Below are 14627 nucleotides of genomic sequence, written 5' to 3'. Positions count from 1 at the left end.
CGGCCGCCAATACACCAGTCGTGAACTCGCGGTGTTGGCCGATCAGTTCGGAATCCTATTGTCGGTCGGCCGCACCGGTCAGTGCTGGGACAACGCCCTCGCGGAATCCTTCCTCTCCACCCTGAAGAACGAACTGGGCGACACCCACCCCTGGCCCAGCCGGGCCGCCGCCCACACCGCGATATTCGAGTGGATCGAGGGCTGGTACAACATACGCAGGCTGCACAGCAGCCTCGGCTACCGCAGTCCCGCTGAATACGAGACCACCCTCGCAGCCTGACCACCACACCAACGGTGTCCGTCAAAGCGGAACAAGCTCAGGTCAGGGAGCATCCAGATGACGTGCTCGATGAGACAGGACAAGTGGGCCTCACGTACTGACGAATCCCCCTGAGACGCGGGAGGGTCCCGGCCGGCTATGCAAGCCACGGCGGTCATCAGCCAGCCGTCGCACCGGAACGACGCCGACTCGAGCTGCTCGGTCTGCGCGCCCCCACCTCCACGAGGCACTGCCGCCCTCACGCGGTCAGTACCAGAACGAGCACACCCGGCGCTGGGCCGAGACCATTCCCGCGTACGACGGATTCGTCATCGTCACCCCCGAGTACAACCACAGCATTCCCGGCGTGCTGAAGAACGCCCTGGACCACCTGTACAAGGCCGGGCTCGGGCCGTGGAGGAGGTGCCCTCTGCGGTGCCGCAGGTGCTGGTCGAAGAAAGCGAGCAGGTAGGCCTGTTGGATCCGTACCGTCCGGGCCGGGGGCAGGGTGCCGATCACGTCCTGGATCTGCCGGTCTGTCATGCCGAGGATCCTGCCCGCTTGCGGGATCAGTATCGCGTCGTCGCCGTACGACTTGTGGATGGCCCCGTCGGCGTTCAGGCGGCGTCGCAGCAGGTAGGCGAGGTGGTTGACGGTATGCGTGGACAGCGGCAGACGGCACCGGCAGACAAGCGAGCAGGTGTCCTCGGCGCGTTCTTTGGATTTCGGCACACCGTTCCAACGGCCCCCGAGCACGCCCCGGTTACGCCCGCTCTACGGCTCCGGCCACCCGCCTCTTTGATCACAGGCGAGTGGTGAACCTGCCGTCGGGGAGTTTCCGGAGCCGGCCGCGGGCGACGAGTCTGACCAGTCTCCCGCGCAGTGGTTCCAGCTTGGCCCGCACACTGACGTCCACTCCCAGCATCTCACCGACCTGCCGGGCCATGACCGGCCCGGCCGCCTGCCGCACAGCGGCGAACTCCTCCACATCCGTCGTGCGGTGCGGGATCAGCATCACCGCCCGGCCGCCCACCTGCCCGGGCACCGGCGCGGCCGAAGCGCGTTGTTCGGCGAGCTGCCCGCTCACGTGCTCAAGGACCCTTTCGGCGACAGCAAGTTCGTCCCGATCGGCCCGCACCTCCGCCAGCTGCTGGGCCAGATGTTCTTCGAGTTCGTCCAGTTCCGCGGGGCGCGCGGTGATCCATTCCAGTAGCTCGGGATCCATCATGCGCAGGATCGTAAAGGTGGGGGCGGTGGCAGACTCTGCCACCGCCCCCATTGGTTCGTCAGCCGGGCTTGAACGGCTGGATGCTGTTGAAGCCCCTCTGAAACTGGCCCACGCTGATCGTCCGAGGGAGTGGGCTGCCGTGCCCTTCTAGTACGACAAGTCCTTCTGCTCCGTGATCAGGCGGCCGGCGATGTGCAGGTTGCCGTCGGAGTCGAGTACCGCGATGACTTTCTTCGTGGAGCCGTGGTGGGTCGTGAAGTAGATCTTGTCCGCCTCCTGCGAGGTGGAGTAGTTCGTGTTCACTGACAGCTCGATGCTCACCGGCGAGCTGATGAGCACGTCCTTCTTGGGCGAGTTCGGATAGATCTGGTTCTGCCGCAACTTGATGCGGCCGTGGGTGTCGCCCTCGTCCCAGTCCGACGCGAGTCCAAGATCGATATCGGGCATGTGGCTTCCCCTCCAGTTCAGGCGGGCCGCTGCTCCTCTCACGGGTCTCCAGCCACGTCGTTCCATGTCTGCAGTCCGGCAAGGACGCGCCCCGCTCCCCCAGCGAAAGAACCTTCCAGCCCGGGCGCGTCGCAACGCCTCCCGAACCAGATCGAGAACCTACACGGCCCGTTCACGTGATGATGGGCAAACAGCCTAGATATCCGTAGAAGGCCAAAAACATCTTCAGATGTCTGAATAATTGTGTACCGGGAGTGAGGGGGAAAGTGCCTGCTCGCCCGCTCCGTGACGGCAAACCAGCCGCTCCGGTCGAGTGCGCCTGCGTCAAGGCCAAGGCCAAGTCGGGCCAGAGCGCCGTGATGGTCGATGCGCATGACTCGGACCTATCGGCCGTAAAGGGGCGGTGGTCGGCTCCGACACCGGACCGCCGCTGATGCCGGAGAATTCCCTTCCGTCAGACGAACTCCTTCGCAGACTTCCACCCCCGGCCAGTACGAGCACTCTGAGAGCCAATCAAGTCACGTACCGCCCTCTCAGAGTGGGACCGGGGCGACCACGCGATCGGATGATGGTTCTTCGCCGCTGTCTGTGTGCGGCAGGAGTTCGGCGATGATCTCGGTGCCGAGTGCGTACGCCGGCACGCCGGCGGTGATGAGGGCGGTCTCGGCGACGCCGATGAGGTCGGCGATGCCGGCTCCGGCGTGAAGTGCGCCCTGGGCGTGGATCCGGGCGGGGTGTGCCCGGCCGAGGGCCAGCAGCTGCCCGAAGTGGACGAGCTGCTGCACTCGCGCTCCCAGAGGGTTGTCGGTCAGGACGATGTGGCGCAGTGCCGCGATCGCCTCTTCGGTCTGCAGGCGGCCGAACTCCTGCGCCAGGCGCAGCCGCTCCTGTACCCCGCCGGGTACGGTTGCGAGGGTGGAGCGGTAGCGGTCACGTATGGCCTCCGTGCGGGAGGCGAGGGTTTCGCCGGTCATGACGTGACGCGTGCGATCGCGGCGCGCACGGCCTCCTGGGCGCCCGGGGGGAAGTCCACTGCCCCGCCGATCGCCGCGGCGGCGATCTCGGCTTCGGCGCTCTCCTCGATCGCCACCACGAGGTGGGCGGTGGCTGCCGGATCCGGGCCGAACACCAAGAGGCCGTGGTTGGCAAGCAGGACCGCGGCCGTCGTTGGGCGCCGTTCGAGGACGTCGGTGATACCGCGCACGGACACGTCCGATCCGCGGGGGCCCCAGGGAACGACGGGGACGTCCTCGGCCTGTCCGAAGCGCAGCATCGGCTCGGTGCGGCAGGGCAGCGGCCGGTGGGCCACGGCGAAGGCGGTCGCGGAGGGCGAGTGGGTGTGGATGATCGCGCCCACGTGGGGGCGGGCCTTGTACACGGCGCTGTGCATGGCGATGATCTCGGCGCTGACGGACTGCAGCTCGCCTTCGAGGACTTGCCCGTCGAAAGCGACGGTGGCCAGCTGTTCGGGGCGCAGGCCACGGACGAACCCCGGTGTCAGCAGAAGGCGCTCACCGTCGAGCCTGGCGCTCAGGTTGGCGTGCCCGGAGTGGGACATCACCCCGGCCGCGAAGAGCTTCTCCGCGGCCTCGACCAGGTGGTCGGCCCGTTCTTTGCGTACGTGTGTGTCGCTCATGGCGGTGTCTCCAAGTGTGCTGTCAGCGGCCGCTCGTTCGCCGCTGCCCACGTGCCAACCACTCTCCAACTTGAACTAAGGTTTAAGTCAAATGCCAGGACCGGCGAAGAGCAGGAGTACCGGAACGTGCGCATGACGATCGGCCGGCTCGCCGAGATCACGGGAGTGCCCGCTTCGGCCATCCGGTACTGGGAGCGCCACGGCCTGCTGCCCGCGCCCGAGCGGGAGAGCGGGCAGCGGCGCTATCCGCCGGAGGCAGCCGAGCGGATCACGGTGCTACGCAAGTGCCAGCAGGCCGGACTGACGCTGGTAGAGATCAGCGAGTTCCAGCGGGAACAGCCGCGTAGAGAGGCGGTGATCCGGGCCAAGATCAGCGAGATCGAGCAGCGCATGGCCGATCTCGACCACGCCCATCAGCTGCTGACCCATGCCCTCAAGTGCAGCGAGGAAGACATCGTCAGGTGCCCGAAGTTCCGGGAGCAGATGGCCGCCTGGCAGACGGCGGATCCGGCGCCGTGAACTGTGGGGGCTGCGCCAAGCGGTCGGCGAGGCCCTCACGCGGGCGGCCGGGGCGGCCCGGATGTTCTCCCGCGCCGTGAGCAGCGCCCGAGTGGAGACCACCTGGGCGCCCGGCAGGCGCATGAAGTGGTCCTCCCGCTCCCTGAGCAGACGTCCCCCTGCGTTCAGCGATAGCCATCTGATCTCACTCCTCGCTGCCCGAAGCGGGCTCGGTGTCCATCGCGTCGGCCGGCACAGCAGTGACAGAGCTGCACTGCGAGGCGGAAGAGGCGGTGCCAGGGCGCGGACGGGGCCGGGCCCAGCCCGCAGGCGGTTCCCGCAGCGGGACCAGGTCCGGCAGCGCACGAGCTCCCGGATCCACCGCCCGCTGCGCACGTAGCGGCGGGAGGCCACCACATGCACCCGCGCGGGTGCACGTCATCTGTCTCGTGCCAGTTCCCGTTCGGCGACCGTCCGGAATCGGCGCGGCGGGCGGCCGGTGAGGCGCTTGACGGTATCGGTCGTACGGTCCTCGGCTCCCTCGGCGATGGCGCGGTCCATGCCGGCCAGCATCTCGGCGAACTCCAGCGGCATCTCTGCCGCGAGGCGGTCCCGCATCTGTTCGTATGTCAGGTGGCGGTGAGCCACGGGGCGGCCGCTGACCTGGGTGAGGATGTCGGCGATGTCGTCGTGGCTGAGTGATTCTGGTCCGGTCAGGACCAGGCCGGCATTGGGTGCCTGGTCGTCGGTCAGGGCACGGGCGGCGACGGCGGCGATGTCGTCGGCATCCACGAACCCGACCCGGCCGTTGCCGGCCGCGGTCCGGATGATGCCATGCGCGCGGATGCTGTCGGCGTGGGCGTGCGTGCCGGTGAAGTTCTGCATGAACCAGGACGGCCGCAGTACCGCCCACTGGTCGAACAGGCCGGGCAGGGCCTGGTACACGGCCCCCACGGCCGGGCCGCCCTCGGGGATGGCCGAGGAGCTGAGGAGTACCGCGCGGTGTACGCCGGCGGCGCGGGCCTGGTGGAGGAAGGGCAGCATGACCGCGGCCGGGTCCGGGTCTCCCAGGGGTGGGATGAGGTAGAGGCGGTCGGCTCCCCTGAGGACGTCGGCGAAGGTGGCGGGGTCGTACCAATCGAAGCGGACCGGTTCCGCGCCCGGGAGCGGGGTGCCGCGGCGGCTGGCGGCTTTGACGCGGTGGCCGTCCGCGACCAGCTGGGCGGTGGTGCGGCTGCCGGTGGTGCCGGTGGCGCCGATGACCAGGATGGCGCCGGTGGCGGTCATCGGAGACCACCCTTGGTGATGTCCACGCCGGTTTCGTTCACGGCGAGGGGGTTCCAGTAGTCGCGGTAGGAGGTGAAGCGTCCGTCCTTGACCGTCACAACCGCGATGTAGGTCATGTCGAAGGGGCGTGCTGTCTCGACCAGGCGGCCCACGCCGCGCATCTCGACCACGATGGTTGCGGGATCGGTGGTCTGGTGGATCTTCAGGTCCGGGAAGTCGTGCAGGTCGATGTGGTCGGGATAGTCGCGCATGTAGGCGGCGATGGCCTCCCGGCCTTCCAGCCTCCCGGGCCACCCCGGGGGAGCGAATGGGAACTCCATGACTCCGCCCTCGGCCCACAGGCCGACCCAGGCGGGAATGTCCTTGTCCAGCAGGAGCCGCAGGCTGTGGCGGTACAGATCCGTCGGTGAGTTTTCGGTCATGAGGCTCTCCCTCCCATATGATGCGGACCAGCGGTCCGCTTTGATGAAGATACGGACCGCCGGTCCGGATCGCAAATGGAGGAAACCGCATGCCCGAGCGAAAGCCACGCAAGGACGCGGCCCGTAACCGGGCAGCCGCCCTTGCGGCCGCCGACACCCTCTTCGCTCAATGCCGAAGCCCCGAGGACGTGACCATGGCCGACATCGCGGCCGCTGCCGGCGTCGGCAAGGGCACGCTCTTCCGTGCCTTCGGCGACCGCACCGGGCTGATCCGCGCGCTGCACGAAGCTCGACTCGAACCGGTCAGGAACGCCGTCGAAGAGGGCCCGCCACCGCTCGGGCCCGCCACCCCGCCGCTTCAGCGTGTACCGGCCCTGCTCGACGCCGTCCTGTGCTTCAAGCTCGACAACCGCCACCTCGCCCTGGCCCTGGAAGGCACCGGATCAGACAGTCCCTATCGGACGGATCACTACGAGCGATGGCACACCCTGCTCCGCAACCTGCTGGAGCAGATCCCCGGCCTGACCGACAGCGACTTCGCCGCACATGCGCTGCTCGCTGCCACCCGGGCCGATCTCGTCGAGTACCTGGCCGGCGAGAAGGGCATGCCCCGCGGCGAGATGCGCAGACGCTTGGCGAGCTTCACCGCCAGGATTCTCGGCAGTCCCGTACAGGGACGGGCGGCTGAGGACTGATCACGGGACGAGCGAGACGAAGGAGGCGGTACATGTCGACCGGGCCGGGTGCGGTGGCCTGCGCGGCGGTTGCCGTGCTGATTCTGAGCTTCGCGTTGCGGCGCCGCGTACCGCCGCCGCAGGTCCTTCGATTTCGACCAGGTGCTCGGGCGCGTCCAGGGCCGCAACACCCAGCGGCACTACGCGGACGATGCGATCGACCGCGTCCTGCTGATCCAGCAGCTGTACGCGGCAGGACTGCCGAGCAGGTCGATCGTGGAACTGCTGCCGTGCGTCGTGACCGGCGAGGTGACACCGGAACTGCTGATGCGGCTCTCGGCGGAGCGGGACCGTATCGACACCCAGATCGGCACCCTGACCGGCACCCGGGACAGACTGGACACCGTCATCGCCGCGGCCACCACCACCTTCCGGACGGGCCGCCCCTGCCCCTGACGAACGCGCGGTCACGCTCCTCCGGGAGGCCGGTCGTCTCGGGGTGAGCGCCCCCAGGCAGGGCGACTTGGCATGGCTGGAGTCGTCCGGGGTCGATGGGGCGCTGGAAGCCGGAGGCGAGGGCGTCAAAGAACCACACGGCTGCCCCTCACCTCCACCGGCTGCTCGCCGCGCACGGACAGAATGCGGCCGTGTCCGTCGGTCCGGTCGTACCGTCCGCTGCCGGTGAGGTAGTCGAGGATCGCCTGGAGCTGTGGCGGGCCGAGGCTGAAGGAGCCGGGCGAGAGGTGGTCGCAGACGTTCACCGGTTCGCTGCGCCCGTCCTTGGTGCCGGTGAGCGAGACGATCGTGAAGGTGGCGCGGCAGAACGTCTTCCAGCGCAGCCAGCGGCCGGGCAGGCGGGTGAAGCCGGAGATCATCCACGCCACGAGGGCGAGGCCGGCGGCGATCCGGACAGCGGACAGCACCGATGGGTGCATGGGTGAGACCCCCGTCCGCCGAGTTCGACGCCTGCGGCCGCGGGGCGCCGGCCGCCGGTGACGTGGACGCCGTGCTCGACTTCGAGCACGCGTTCCCTTCCGGTCGACGCGCACATCCGCGTACCGAGCATTTCGCCCCGCTTTTCGTCACGCTGGGCGCTGCGGACCCTGCCGGTGACCTCGGCGACCACACCCCTGTGGACGGCTTCCGGATGGGCCTGGCCAAACGCTCCCTCCGGTTCGGCTGACCACCGGCCCGCCCCGACGGCCCCACTCCCGCCCCTCTCCCCCCACAGGAAGAACACCATGAGCACCAGTGACCTCGCCCCCGCCCGCCGCGCCTCGACCGGCACCACCACTGCGTACAACGTCGGCCTCCTGGTCCTCCGCCCCGGGGTCGGGCTGATCATGTTCATCTCCGGAACGCAGAAGCTGTTCGGATGGTTCGGCGGCGGCGGCATCAAGGTCACCGGCGGGTACTTCGCCAAGGCCGGCTACCCGGCGAGCGAGGCCATGGCGGTGATCGCGGGCCTGACCGAGACCCTGGGCGGTGTGGGGGTGATCCTCGGGCTGGTCACCCCGCTGGCCGCGGCCGGGATCTTCGGCGTCGTGATCAACGCCATGGACGTCAAGTGGACGGGCGCCATCCTCGGCCCGGAGGGCATCGAGTTCGAGGTGCTGCTCGCCGTCGCGGCGGCCTCCATCGCCCTCGCCGGACCCGGCCGCTACGCGGTCGACCACTACATCCCCGTGCTGCGTCAGCACCGGCTGGTGTACGGGGTCGCGGCCCTGGCGCTCGCCACCGTCCTGGCCGCCGTGGTCGTACTCATCCGCCACTGATACGGACCAACCACCGCTGGCGGATGCGCCGCCGACACCCCGTCCGGCATCCGGAAGAGGTCGGACAGCCGCCTTTGCTCGCCGCGGTGCAGGACGAGGGCATGACGCAGGTGCTCGCGTTCAGCAGGCGCCACCATGTGACGCCTGCTCTGTGACGCTACCGAAGGTGCCCGGTCGGCCAGGCCGCGGTGCCTGCGGCTTCCTGGAGGGCTTGCCGGAGCTGGTCGAAGCCAGGGACCCCGGCCCGACCCGTGGCGGTGGGATAGACCCGGCAGGCGAGCGACGGGACGGTGCCGGGCTCGGCGAACGGGTCGCGGCCGTCGATGAGGATCGAAGGGGAGCCGGTGAAGCCGGACCGCTCGGCCCCGGCATGGTCGCCGATCACCCGCGTGGTGAAACCCGCGGTGCCCAGACCGATGTCGGCCAACGCCTGCCGCAGCCGCTCCTCGGCGAGCCGCCGCTTGGGACAGTCCGGCACCACCAGGACCTCGATCTCCATGTCTCCAGGATCGCTCGCCACAGCGCCGTACGAGCCGAACGGGCCGACCTGGCCAGGCAGCGCGCCGAGCCGGGCCGAGCCGCAGCGCCGCCCCGCGCCGACGGCCTGGCGCCGGTGACCGCCACCGGCGGTGACGCGGGCGCGTACCGGGCCGGCACGGTCAGACGGTCGAAGACCGGGTTGAGGACGGCGGGCGTGCAGAGCTCGTTGATCTCGATGTTGATCTCGGCGTGCTGCGCGGCGCTCATGCGCGCGGCCAGGCCGAGCGGGCGGGCGATCGGGAACAGCGGGCTCATCTTGCGGAACAGCTTGCGGATCTGTTCGCAGGGGGCGTCGTCGAGCCACTCGTGCGGCATGGCGCCGTCCACGGAGACCACCCCCTCGACGCGGTCCGGGTTCCCGGCGGCCCAGTGCACGGCGAGCATGGCGCCGTAGGACCAGCCCACCAGGATCGGCCGGTCCACGCTCCTGGCCGTGACCATCGACCTGCTCCAGCGGTACCTGGAGCAACAGGCTTTCGAGGACAACCGGGACGTGCACTACGACGCGATCCAAAAGCCCCAAGACCCGGCGAAGTTCATCGAGACCTGAAGAAGAAGCACAGACCTGCACGCACCCGGCCGCGCGCAGTCCTCGACGCCGACACCGTCGAGTGGTTCCACGAGAACGGCGGCCTGCGGCGCGAGAACCGGACCACGCCCCGACCGCCGGCCAGAGGCTCGGGGGGCGGGGCCCCGCACACCTGGACCGGGCTCACCGGCCGGCCCGTGGTCGCCCTACTCGAAGCCCTGTGGCCCCCGGTGATCCGCAGGATCTACTGAACCAACCCCACCTACAATCCCTCCAGGCATGGACGGACCGGTGGGGCCTCGGACCCGCCGCCAGCCACCTCCCGCACCCCGGACGTCCTCGCCCAGCGCGCCCGGAGCACCCCGCCGTCGCCACACCGGGGACGTCCTCCGCGCCGCACTGGACCGCACCATGAACCCGTAGGCGCAGAGCAGCCGGCCACGCGAGCGTCACGTACTGCCAACCCGAGGCCGCGGGGAACCGCCCGGCCACCCGCACCGTCCTCCGGCACCGTAAGCGGGGCGTGCCCGGGCGCCGTCAGCCGGCGCACCGCCGCCCCGGCCAGCCGTCGAGTCCGCTGCAGGGCAAGGATTTCGGGGTCGGCCGCGCCGGCCTCCTGTCGTTAACCATTCCCGCCGACCAAACCACGCCCTAGACTGCGACCGCTCCAAAACCTGGCGATCATCAGGAGGGCGCGCAAGATGAACCGAGCACTGATCAGCGCATTCGCGGCCGTGACGTTAGTCGTGTCCGGGGGAAGTGCCGCCACCGCTTCCGACGGCGTTCCGCCGCGCACCACGCACGGCCCTTGCCAGTACACACAGACCCCGGACGAGCCGCCCGCGCGTCCTGTTCCGCTGCCGCCCGACCCGCGGCGCACCCCCAGCCGTGGCACGGTTGACATGGCTGTTGCGACCAGCCAGGGCCCGCTCCCGCTGCGTTTGGACCAGGCCAAGGCGCCGTGCACGGTCCAGAGTTTCCTGCACCTGGCACGGCATGGGTTCTACGACCGCACGGTGTGCCACCGTCTGACGGCGTATCCGACGCTGAAGGTCCTGCAGTGCGGCGACCCGACCGGTACCGGTGAGGGCGGGCCCGGGTACAAGTACAAGGACGAGCTGCCGGTGGATTTGCCACCCGCACCGACCGATCCGACCGGCGCGCGCCGCCTGTACGGGCGCGGCCTGCTGGCGATGGCCAACGCCGGTCCGGACACGAACGGCTCACAGTTCTTCGTCGTCTACGGCGACTCCGCACTGCGACCGAACTACACGGTGTTCGGCACGGTCGGCCCCGACGGCCTGGCAACACTCGACAAAACCGCCGCCGGAGGCATCGAGCCGACCGCGGAGAACCCGGCACCAGTCGATGGCACACCCGTACTGCGGACCGAGCTGCTCCGCGTCCGGCCGTCCTGCCGGCATTGACGCACCGCGGGCCCGCGCCAAAGCGCCTTCGGCGAGCGGTCGCCGTGCCGGCTCGCCAAGCGACTCGCCGGGGGTGATGGTCCCGAGCGGGCGGGAGGGGGCACCCTGAGGACGTGGTGAGCAGGAAGACCCCGCGTTGTGGGCAGTGCGGAACGCCCCTTCCCGACGGAGCGCGCAAGAGTCGGCGGTACTGCGGCACGACGTGCAGGACAAAGGCCTGGCGCACAGCGAAGGCACACTGAGAGGCAATCGACGCCGGAGGCGCCGCCCTCCAAGCCCTGTTGGAGGGCCGCCCCCGCCCGAGGCGGTTGCCGCGGGTGTCCTCGTGCCGGGCGAGCCGTTCAACGCGGCCGCCGCCGGGAGCAGTGCCGACCTGGCCGGGCAGCGCGCCGGCGGTCTGTCGGCCCCGTCGTCAACTCCCGGTCCGCCGACGCGCGATGGCCTCCAGCAGCTCATCCAGCACCGCCTCGTGCGTCCGCCCCCGAGGCCGGGCCAGCCCCACCCGGCTCGGTGAGACCCCGCGCACTGGACGGAACACCACGTCCGGGTGGGAGTAGAAACGGGCCGCCGACGCCGGGGCCAGCGCTACGCAGCCGCCGGCCACCGCTCCGAGCCACTCGTCGGGAAGGCTGGTGACGGCGCCGACCCGGACGGGGTGCCCGTTCCGCTCCTCCGCCGCCAGCCAGTGCTCCCTCCAGGCTCCGGTCCCGGCTCCGGCCGCGACGAACGGTTCGTCCCACAACTCCCGGAATTCCACCGTCTCGCTGTTTGCCAGCGGATGCCGAGCCGGCAGCAGCACCCCGCGCTCCTCAACGAACAACTCCCGCACCGTGAACCTCTCCTGCCCCGGAAATGGCAAACGCACCACTGCCGCAGCCACCTCGCCCCGGGCCAGGCCGGCGCTCGGGTCCGACCAGCCGAACTGCCGCAGTTCCACCCGCCACTCCGCATGCGCCCGGCGGAACTCGGCGATGACCTCGGGGACGCCACCCACTGCGCCGGCGTCCAGGAATCCCAGGCGCAGCACCCGCGCCGCTCGGCCGGTTGCATGCACCGCCTCGTCCCAGCCGTCCAGCAGTGCGGGCACCCGCGAGGCGAGCTCACGACCAGCTTCGGTCAGCGCCATACCCGATCGCGAACGCGCGAAGAGCCGTACCCCGAGATCGTCCTCCAGGCGCCGGATCTGCTTTGTCAGCGCAGGCTGCGAGACGAACAGCCTCTCCGCTGCCCCGGTCAGGCTGCCCTCCTCCGCCACTGCGGCGAAGTGCCGAAGCAGGCGCATGTCCACGTCCATGCCACCAGGTTATAGAAGCAGGTATTGGACGGCGTCGAAGTGCCCGCGGACCCTGAAGGCATGACCGGTACCCAGCTCGCGCTCCTCGTCGTCACCCTGCTCACCGCCGCTGTCAACGCAGGTATCGCCGCCGCCGACCTCGCCGGGGCGCGCTTCGTGCTGGCCAACTCAGCGGAGGTGGGTGTCCCCCGATCCTGGCTGCCCTGGCTGGCCGCCCTCAAACTGGCTGGTGCGGCGGGCCTCGTCCTGGGCCTCTTCGACACCGCACTGCGCCCCCTCGGCGCCGCCGCGGCCTGCGGTCTCGTCCTGCTCTACCTGGGCGCGCTCGCCTACCATCTGCGCGCCCGCGTGCTCCACAACCTCGCGTTTCCCGGTTTCTACCTAGCCACCGCCGTCGCCTCGCTGGCCTTGGCCGTGTCCTCCTGAAGGCGGCACCACTCAATGTTCGATGAACACTCAACCTTCGCTGCGCCAGGTCAGCGTTGTCGGACGCGGGCCTGGCGCCGCCGCTCCCGTTCAGGAGGCCTCACCGTGTGACGCCTCCTGGTGACGGAAACAGCCGGTCCCCACGCCCCCGGCAGGCCGCCCCCACGAGAAGGAGGCGGGCCAGGGTAGCGCCCTGTGACGGTCCGGCCGGTCGCGGTCAGCGGGCTGCTCCAGCCTCCGTCTCGGCGCGGCGGCGCCCCTGGGCAAGCGCGGCGCAGTGGAGTCCGCCGCCAGGGTGCCCGGCCATCACCGGGTTCGCCTTGTCGCCGTGCTCGGTGCACCAGGACACCGGGACCACACCGCCCACTCGTGCCGCGCGCATCCGCAGGACTGGCACGGCTGGGCGTACGCCACCCCGTGCCGGACCACCCCGCCCACCCGCCCCTCCGCCGTACCCCGCAGGCCGGCCGACCCCGAGCAGAACCGGTGACAGGCCCCAGCCCATGAGGACCCGGTCTCGCTGGCGGGTCTCTGGGCTGTCCGGGTTGCCCGGCGGCGTGGTGCGGAAGGCTGCTCTGGGCCGGTGGTGACGATGGGTCCGGCGGGGCCGACAGAGGCTCCGCGGTCCTGCATGGAATCGTCGAGCCGCGGCCCCGCTGGCGGTGGCGCTTCATTTTGAAGACACGCTGGCCGCTGATGGTACGGCAGCTGTGAGGAGAAACCGCTCGTGATCGCTCCATTCGGCTCTGCCATCAGACGCCATGCCCGTCCGCGCCTTCGCGCGTTGACGGCGGGAAGTCTGGCGGCGGGGATGTCCCTGGCCCTCGTCCCGTTCCTGGCCGGCCCCGCCACCGCCGCGGGCTCCTGTGTACAGACCGGCAACCAGGTGGCCTGTACGTTCGCCTACACCGGGGCGGCGGACACGTTCACCGTGCCCGCCGGGGTGACGCAGGTGTCCGTGGATGCCCGCGGCGCGTCCGGCGGCGCGGCCGCCGGCGACACCAATCCCGGCGGGGTAGGCGGGGCCGGCGGCGAGGTCGTCGCCACCGTGGCCGTCACGCCCGGCCAGACGTTGCAGGTCAACGTCGGTGGCGTAGGCGGTGTCGGGACGGAAGGTGCTCCCGGCGGCGGTGGCTTCAACGGCGGGGCCACCGGCGGGTCGTCGGACTTCGTCTACGGCGGCGGCGGTGGGGGCGCCTCGGACGTCCGCTCCGGCGCCTTCGACCTGCTCTCCCGCGTGGTGACCGCGGCCGGCGGTGGTGGCGGCGGCGCCACCGCCGAGCTGGCCGGCGGAGCGGGGGGTGCAGGCGGCCAGTCCGGGGCGAACGGAACCAACGGGACCGGCGGGCCCAACACCACCGGTGGCGGTGGCGGCGGCGGCGCGACCCCCACCACCCCGGGCACGGGCGGGACCGCAGGGACCGGCGCCGACAACACCGGCGGGAACGGCGCCCCCGGCGTGTTCGGCTCCGGCGGTCCCGGCGGCTCCGGTCAAAGTGACAGCCCGGGCAGCGGGATCACCGCCGGCGGTGGCGGCGGCGGCGGTGTCTTCGGCGGTGGTGGCGGCGGAGGCGGCGGCATCACCAACACGGAGTTCTCTGGCGCGGGCGGCGGAGGCGGCGGCTCCAGCGCCGGCCCGGTCGGCAGCACCTTCACCACCGGCGCGAACACCGGCAACGGCCAGGTGATCATCACCTACACCCTGCCCACCACGCCCGGCACCGTCACCACTCACCTCACCTCCTCCCCGAACCCCTCCAAGCCGAGGCAGTCGGTCTCCGTCACGGACGTCGTGTGCCCGGCCACCGGCGGCCCCGGCGCGCCCCGACCGACGGGCACCATCACCTACGCCGTCGACGGCACCGCCGCGGGCACCGCCCCACTGACCCCCGGCACCGGCAACTGCAGCACTGCACAGCTGCCCCTCCCGCACCTGACCGCCGGCACGCACGTCATCACCGCGACCTACTCCGGCGACTCCAGCTACCAGTCCAACTGCGGCACCCCCGAGACCCTCATCCAGACCGTCAAGAAGTGCAGAAAAGACCACCGGCCCCTGGAAGACGACGCCAGCAGCACCCGCGGCTGCAGGGAGTATCACGAAAGCGGTGTTCACCACTCGGTTGGCGTAGAGGTTTCTCGTTGATCTGGTTGGCTCACACTCGTTCGGCGGAGAGGCGGCCGT

General features: G+C 70.5%; 19 protein-coding genes and 2 pseudogenes. 10 read left to right on the top strand and 11 right to left on the bottom strand.

Annotated elements, in window-relative coordinates:
• Nucleotides 1–280 (top strand): integrase core domain-containing protein (locus ABTY04_RS38665; RefSeq protein ID WP_352218123.1); only part of this gene is annotated, 280 nt, incomplete at its 5' end.
• A gap of 211 nt (nucleotides 281–491) precedes the next feature.
• Nucleotides 492–656, top strand: a pseudogene (locus ABTY04_RS38660) (NADPH-dependent FMN reductase); the annotation flags it as partial.
• Between the two features lie 405 nt (nucleotides 657–1061).
• Here the strand turns inward: ABTY04_RS38660 and ABTY04_RS38655 are convergent.
• The 4 genes from ABTY04_RS38655 to ABTY04_RS38640 form a co-directional block, all read right to left on the bottom strand.
• Nucleotides 1062–1487 (bottom strand): hypothetical protein, encoded by a 426-nt coding sequence (locus ABTY04_RS38655; RefSeq protein WP_352218122.1) that lies wholly within the window; start codon nucleotides 1485–1487, stop codon nucleotides 1062–1064.
• 147 nt (nucleotides 1488–1634) lie between these two features.
• Nucleotides 1635–1934, bottom strand: coding sequence for a DUF6342 family protein (locus ABTY04_RS38650; protein ID WP_352218121.1), 300 nt, complete (start codon nucleotides 1932–1934; stop codon nucleotides 1635–1637).
• Nucleotides 1935–2467: 533 nt separating this feature from the next.
• The gene (locus ABTY04_RS38645; protein WP_352218120.1) at nucleotides 2468–2908 is read right to left on the bottom strand and encodes a carboxymuconolactone decarboxylase family protein; all 441 of its coding nucleotides are present in this window, start codon (nucleotides 2906–2908) and stop codon (nucleotides 2468–2470) included.
• Nucleotides 2905–3570 (bottom strand): class II aldolase/adducin family protein, encoded by a 666-nt coding sequence (locus tag ABTY04_RS38640; RefSeq protein WP_352218119.1) that lies wholly within the window; start codon nucleotides 3568–3570, stop codon nucleotides 2905–2907. The genes ABTY04_RS38645 and ABTY04_RS38640 overlap by 4 nt, the downstream gene beginning before the upstream one ends.
• 132 nt (nucleotides 3571–3702) lie before the next feature.
• Between ABTY04_RS38640 and ABTY04_RS38635 the strand changes: the two genes are divergently transcribed.
• Nucleotides 3703–4089, top strand: coding sequence for a MerR family transcriptional regulator (locus tag ABTY04_RS38635; protein WP_352218124.1), 387 nt, complete (start codon nucleotides 3703–3705; stop codon nucleotides 4087–4089).
• A 417-nt stretch (nucleotides 4090–4506) separates the two neighbouring features.
• Here ABTY04_RS38635 and ABTY04_RS38630 read toward each other — a convergent pair whose 3' ends face one another.
• Both ABTY04_RS38630 and ABTY04_RS38625 read right to left on the bottom strand, forming a co-directional pair.
• Nucleotides 4507–5355 (bottom strand): NmrA family NAD(P)-binding protein, encoded by an 849-nt coding sequence (locus ABTY04_RS38630; protein ID WP_352218118.1) that lies wholly within the window; start codon nucleotides 5353–5355, stop codon nucleotides 4507–4509.
• On the bottom strand, nucleotides 5352–5777 hold the full coding sequence (locus tag ABTY04_RS38625) for a nuclear transport factor 2 family protein (RefSeq protein ID WP_352218117.1): 426 nt from the start codon (nucleotides 5775–5777) through the stop codon (nucleotides 5352–5354). The genes ABTY04_RS38630 and ABTY04_RS38625 overlap by 4 nt, the downstream gene beginning before the upstream one ends.
• 89 nt (nucleotides 5778–5866) lie before the next feature.
• On the opposite strand from ABTY04_RS38625, the gene ABTY04_RS38620 reads away from it, so the two are divergent.
• The gene (locus tag ABTY04_RS38620) at nucleotides 5867–6472 is read left to right on the top strand and encodes a TetR/AcrR family transcriptional regulator (RefSeq protein ID WP_352218116.1); all 606 of its coding nucleotides are present in this window, start codon (nucleotides 5867–5869) and stop codon (nucleotides 6470–6472) included.
• 141 nt (nucleotides 6473–6613) lie between these two features.
• Nucleotides 6614–6907 (top strand): MerR family transcriptional regulator, encoded by a 294-nt coding sequence (locus ABTY04_RS38615; RefSeq protein ID WP_352218115.1) that lies wholly within the window; start codon nucleotides 6614–6616, stop codon nucleotides 6905–6907.
• 125 nt (nucleotides 6908–7032) lie between these two features.
• On the opposite strand, the gene ABTY04_RS38610 is transcribed toward ABTY04_RS38615, so the two are convergent.
• The gene (locus tag ABTY04_RS38610) at nucleotides 7033–7386 is read right to left on the bottom strand and encodes a hypothetical protein (RefSeq protein WP_352218114.1); all 354 of its coding nucleotides are present in this window, start codon (nucleotides 7384–7386) and stop codon (nucleotides 7033–7035) included.
• A 14-nt stretch (nucleotides 7387–7400) separates the two neighbouring features.
• Here ABTY04_RS38610 and ABTY04_RS38605 point away from each other — a divergent pair.
• Both ABTY04_RS38605 and ABTY04_RS38600 read left to right on the top strand, forming a co-directional pair.
• Nucleotides 7401–7634, top strand: a pseudogene (locus tag ABTY04_RS38605) (dioxygenase); the annotation flags it as partial.
• Nucleotides 7635–7692: 58 nt separating this feature from the next.
• Nucleotides 7693–8226, top strand: coding sequence for a DoxX family protein (locus ABTY04_RS38600; RefSeq protein ID WP_352218113.1), 534 nt, complete (start codon nucleotides 7693–7695; stop codon nucleotides 8224–8226).
• 157 nt (nucleotides 8227–8383) lie between these two features.
• On the opposite strand, the gene ABTY04_RS38595 is transcribed toward ABTY04_RS38600, so the two are convergent.
• Together ABTY04_RS38595 and ABTY04_RS38590 are read right to left on the bottom strand one after the other, a co-directional pair.
• Nucleotides 8384–8611, bottom strand: a complete 228-nt coding sequence (locus ABTY04_RS38595; RefSeq protein WP_352218112.1) for a hypothetical protein — start codon at nucleotides 8609–8611, stop codon at nucleotides 8384–8386.
• Nucleotides 8608–9207: an alpha/beta fold hydrolase gene (locus tag ABTY04_RS38590; RefSeq protein WP_352218111.1), complete on the bottom strand. Its 600-nt coding sequence runs from the start codon at nucleotides 9205–9207 to the stop codon at nucleotides 8608–8610. The genes ABTY04_RS38595 and ABTY04_RS38590 overlap by 4 nt, the downstream gene beginning before the upstream one ends.
• Before the next feature lie 789 nt (nucleotides 9208–9996).
• Between ABTY04_RS38590 and ABTY04_RS38585 the strand changes: the two genes are divergently transcribed.
• Complete coding sequence (locus tag ABTY04_RS38585) at nucleotides 9997–10722, top strand: peptidylprolyl isomerase (RefSeq protein WP_352218110.1); 726 nt, start codon at nucleotides 9997–9999, stop codon at nucleotides 10720–10722.
• A gap of 412 nt (nucleotides 10723–11134) precedes the next feature.
• On the opposite strand, the gene ABTY04_RS38580 is transcribed toward ABTY04_RS38585, so the two are convergent.
• Nucleotides 11135–12016 (bottom strand): LysR family transcriptional regulator, encoded by an 882-nt coding sequence (locus ABTY04_RS38580; protein WP_352218109.1) that lies wholly within the window; start codon nucleotides 12014–12016, stop codon nucleotides 11135–11137.
• A gap of 60 nt (nucleotides 12017–12076) precedes the next feature.
• On the opposite strand from ABTY04_RS38580, the gene ABTY04_RS38575 reads away from it, so the two are divergent.
• Nucleotides 12077–12442: a DoxX family protein gene (locus ABTY04_RS38575; RefSeq protein WP_352218108.1), complete on the top strand. Its 366-nt coding sequence runs from the start codon at nucleotides 12077–12079 to the stop codon at nucleotides 12440–12442.
• 217 nt (nucleotides 12443–12659) lie between these two features.
• Here the strand turns inward: ABTY04_RS38575 and ABTY04_RS38570 are convergent, their stop codons facing one another.
• Complete coding sequence (locus ABTY04_RS38570; RefSeq protein ID WP_352218107.1) at nucleotides 12660–12824, bottom strand: hypothetical protein; 165 nt, start codon at nucleotides 12822–12824, stop codon at nucleotides 12660–12662.
• Between the two features lie 429 nt (nucleotides 12825–13253).
• On the opposite strand from ABTY04_RS38570, the gene ABTY04_RS38565 reads away from it, so the two are divergent.
• Nucleotides 13254–14588 (top strand): Ig-like domain-containing protein, encoded by a 1335-nt coding sequence (locus tag ABTY04_RS38565; RefSeq protein WP_352218106.1) that lies wholly within the window; start codon nucleotides 13254–13256, stop codon nucleotides 14586–14588.
• Nucleotides 14589–14627 lie beyond the last annotated feature (39 nt).

The organism is Streptomyces sp. NPDC097981, assembly GCF_040302565.1.
GTDB lineage: Bacteria > Actinomycetota > Actinomycetes > Streptomycetales > Streptomycetaceae > Streptomyces.
This window is presented reverse-complemented; position numbering and strand designations above follow the sequence as displayed.

Coding starts and splice junctions, on each gene's coding strand:
- ABTY04_RS38655 (WP_352218122.1), bottom strand. CDS start 1,487: ATGATGGATCCCGAGCTACTGGAATGGATCACCGCGCGCCCCGCGGAA.
- ABTY04_RS38585 (WP_352218110.1), top strand. CDS start 9,997: ATGAACCGAGCACTGATCAGCGCATTCGCGGCCGTGACGTTAGTCGTG.
- ABTY04_RS38630 (WP_352218118.1), bottom strand. CDS start 5,355: ATGACCGCCACCGGCGCCATCCTGGTCATCGGCGCCACCGGCACCACC.
- ABTY04_RS38590 (WP_352218111.1), bottom strand. CDS start 9,207: ATGGTCACGGCCAGGAGCGTGGACCGGCCGATCCTGGTGGGCTGGTCC.
- ABTY04_RS38580 (WP_352218109.1), bottom strand. CDS start 12,016: ATGGACGTGGACATGCGCCTGCTTCGGCACTTCGCCGCAGTGGCGGAG.
- ABTY04_RS38645 (WP_352218120.1), bottom strand. CDS start 2,908: ATGACCGGCGAAACCCTCGCCTCCCGCACGGAGGCCATACGTGACCGC.
- ABTY04_RS38575 (WP_352218108.1), top strand. CDS start 12,077: ATGACCGGTACCCAGCTCGCGCTCCTCGTCGTCACCCTGCTCACCGCC.
- ABTY04_RS38650 (WP_352218121.1), bottom strand. CDS start 1,934: ATGCCCGATATCGATCTTGGACTCGCGTCGGACTGGGACGAGGGCGAC.
- ABTY04_RS38640 (WP_352218119.1), bottom strand. CDS start 3,570: ATGAGCGACACACACGTACGCAAAGAACGGGCCGACCACCTGGTCGAG.
- ABTY04_RS38620 (WP_352218116.1), top strand. CDS start 5,867: ATGCCCGAGCGAAAGCCACGCAAGGACGCGGCCCGTAACCGGGCAGCC.
- ABTY04_RS38610 (WP_352218114.1), bottom strand. CDS start 7,386: ATGCACCCATCGGTGCTGTCCGCTGTCCGGATCGCCGCCGGCCTCGCC.
- ABTY04_RS38565 (WP_352218106.1), top strand. CDS start 13,254: ATGTCCCTGGCCCTCGTCCCGTTCCTGGCCGGCCCCGCCACCGCCGCG.
- ABTY04_RS38635 (WP_352218124.1), top strand. CDS start 3,703: ATGACGATCGGCCGGCTCGCCGAGATCACGGGAGTGCCCGCTTCGGCC.
- ABTY04_RS38570 (WP_352218107.1), bottom strand. CDS start 12,824: ATGCGCGCGGCACGAGTGGGCGGTGTGGTCCCGGTGTCCTGGTGCACC.
- ABTY04_RS38625 (WP_352218117.1), bottom strand. CDS start 5,777: ATGACCGAAAACTCACCGACGGATCTGTACCGCCACAGCCTGCGGCTC.
- ABTY04_RS38600 (WP_352218113.1), top strand. CDS start 7,693: ATGAGCACCAGTGACCTCGCCCCCGCCCGCCGCGCCTCGACCGGCACC.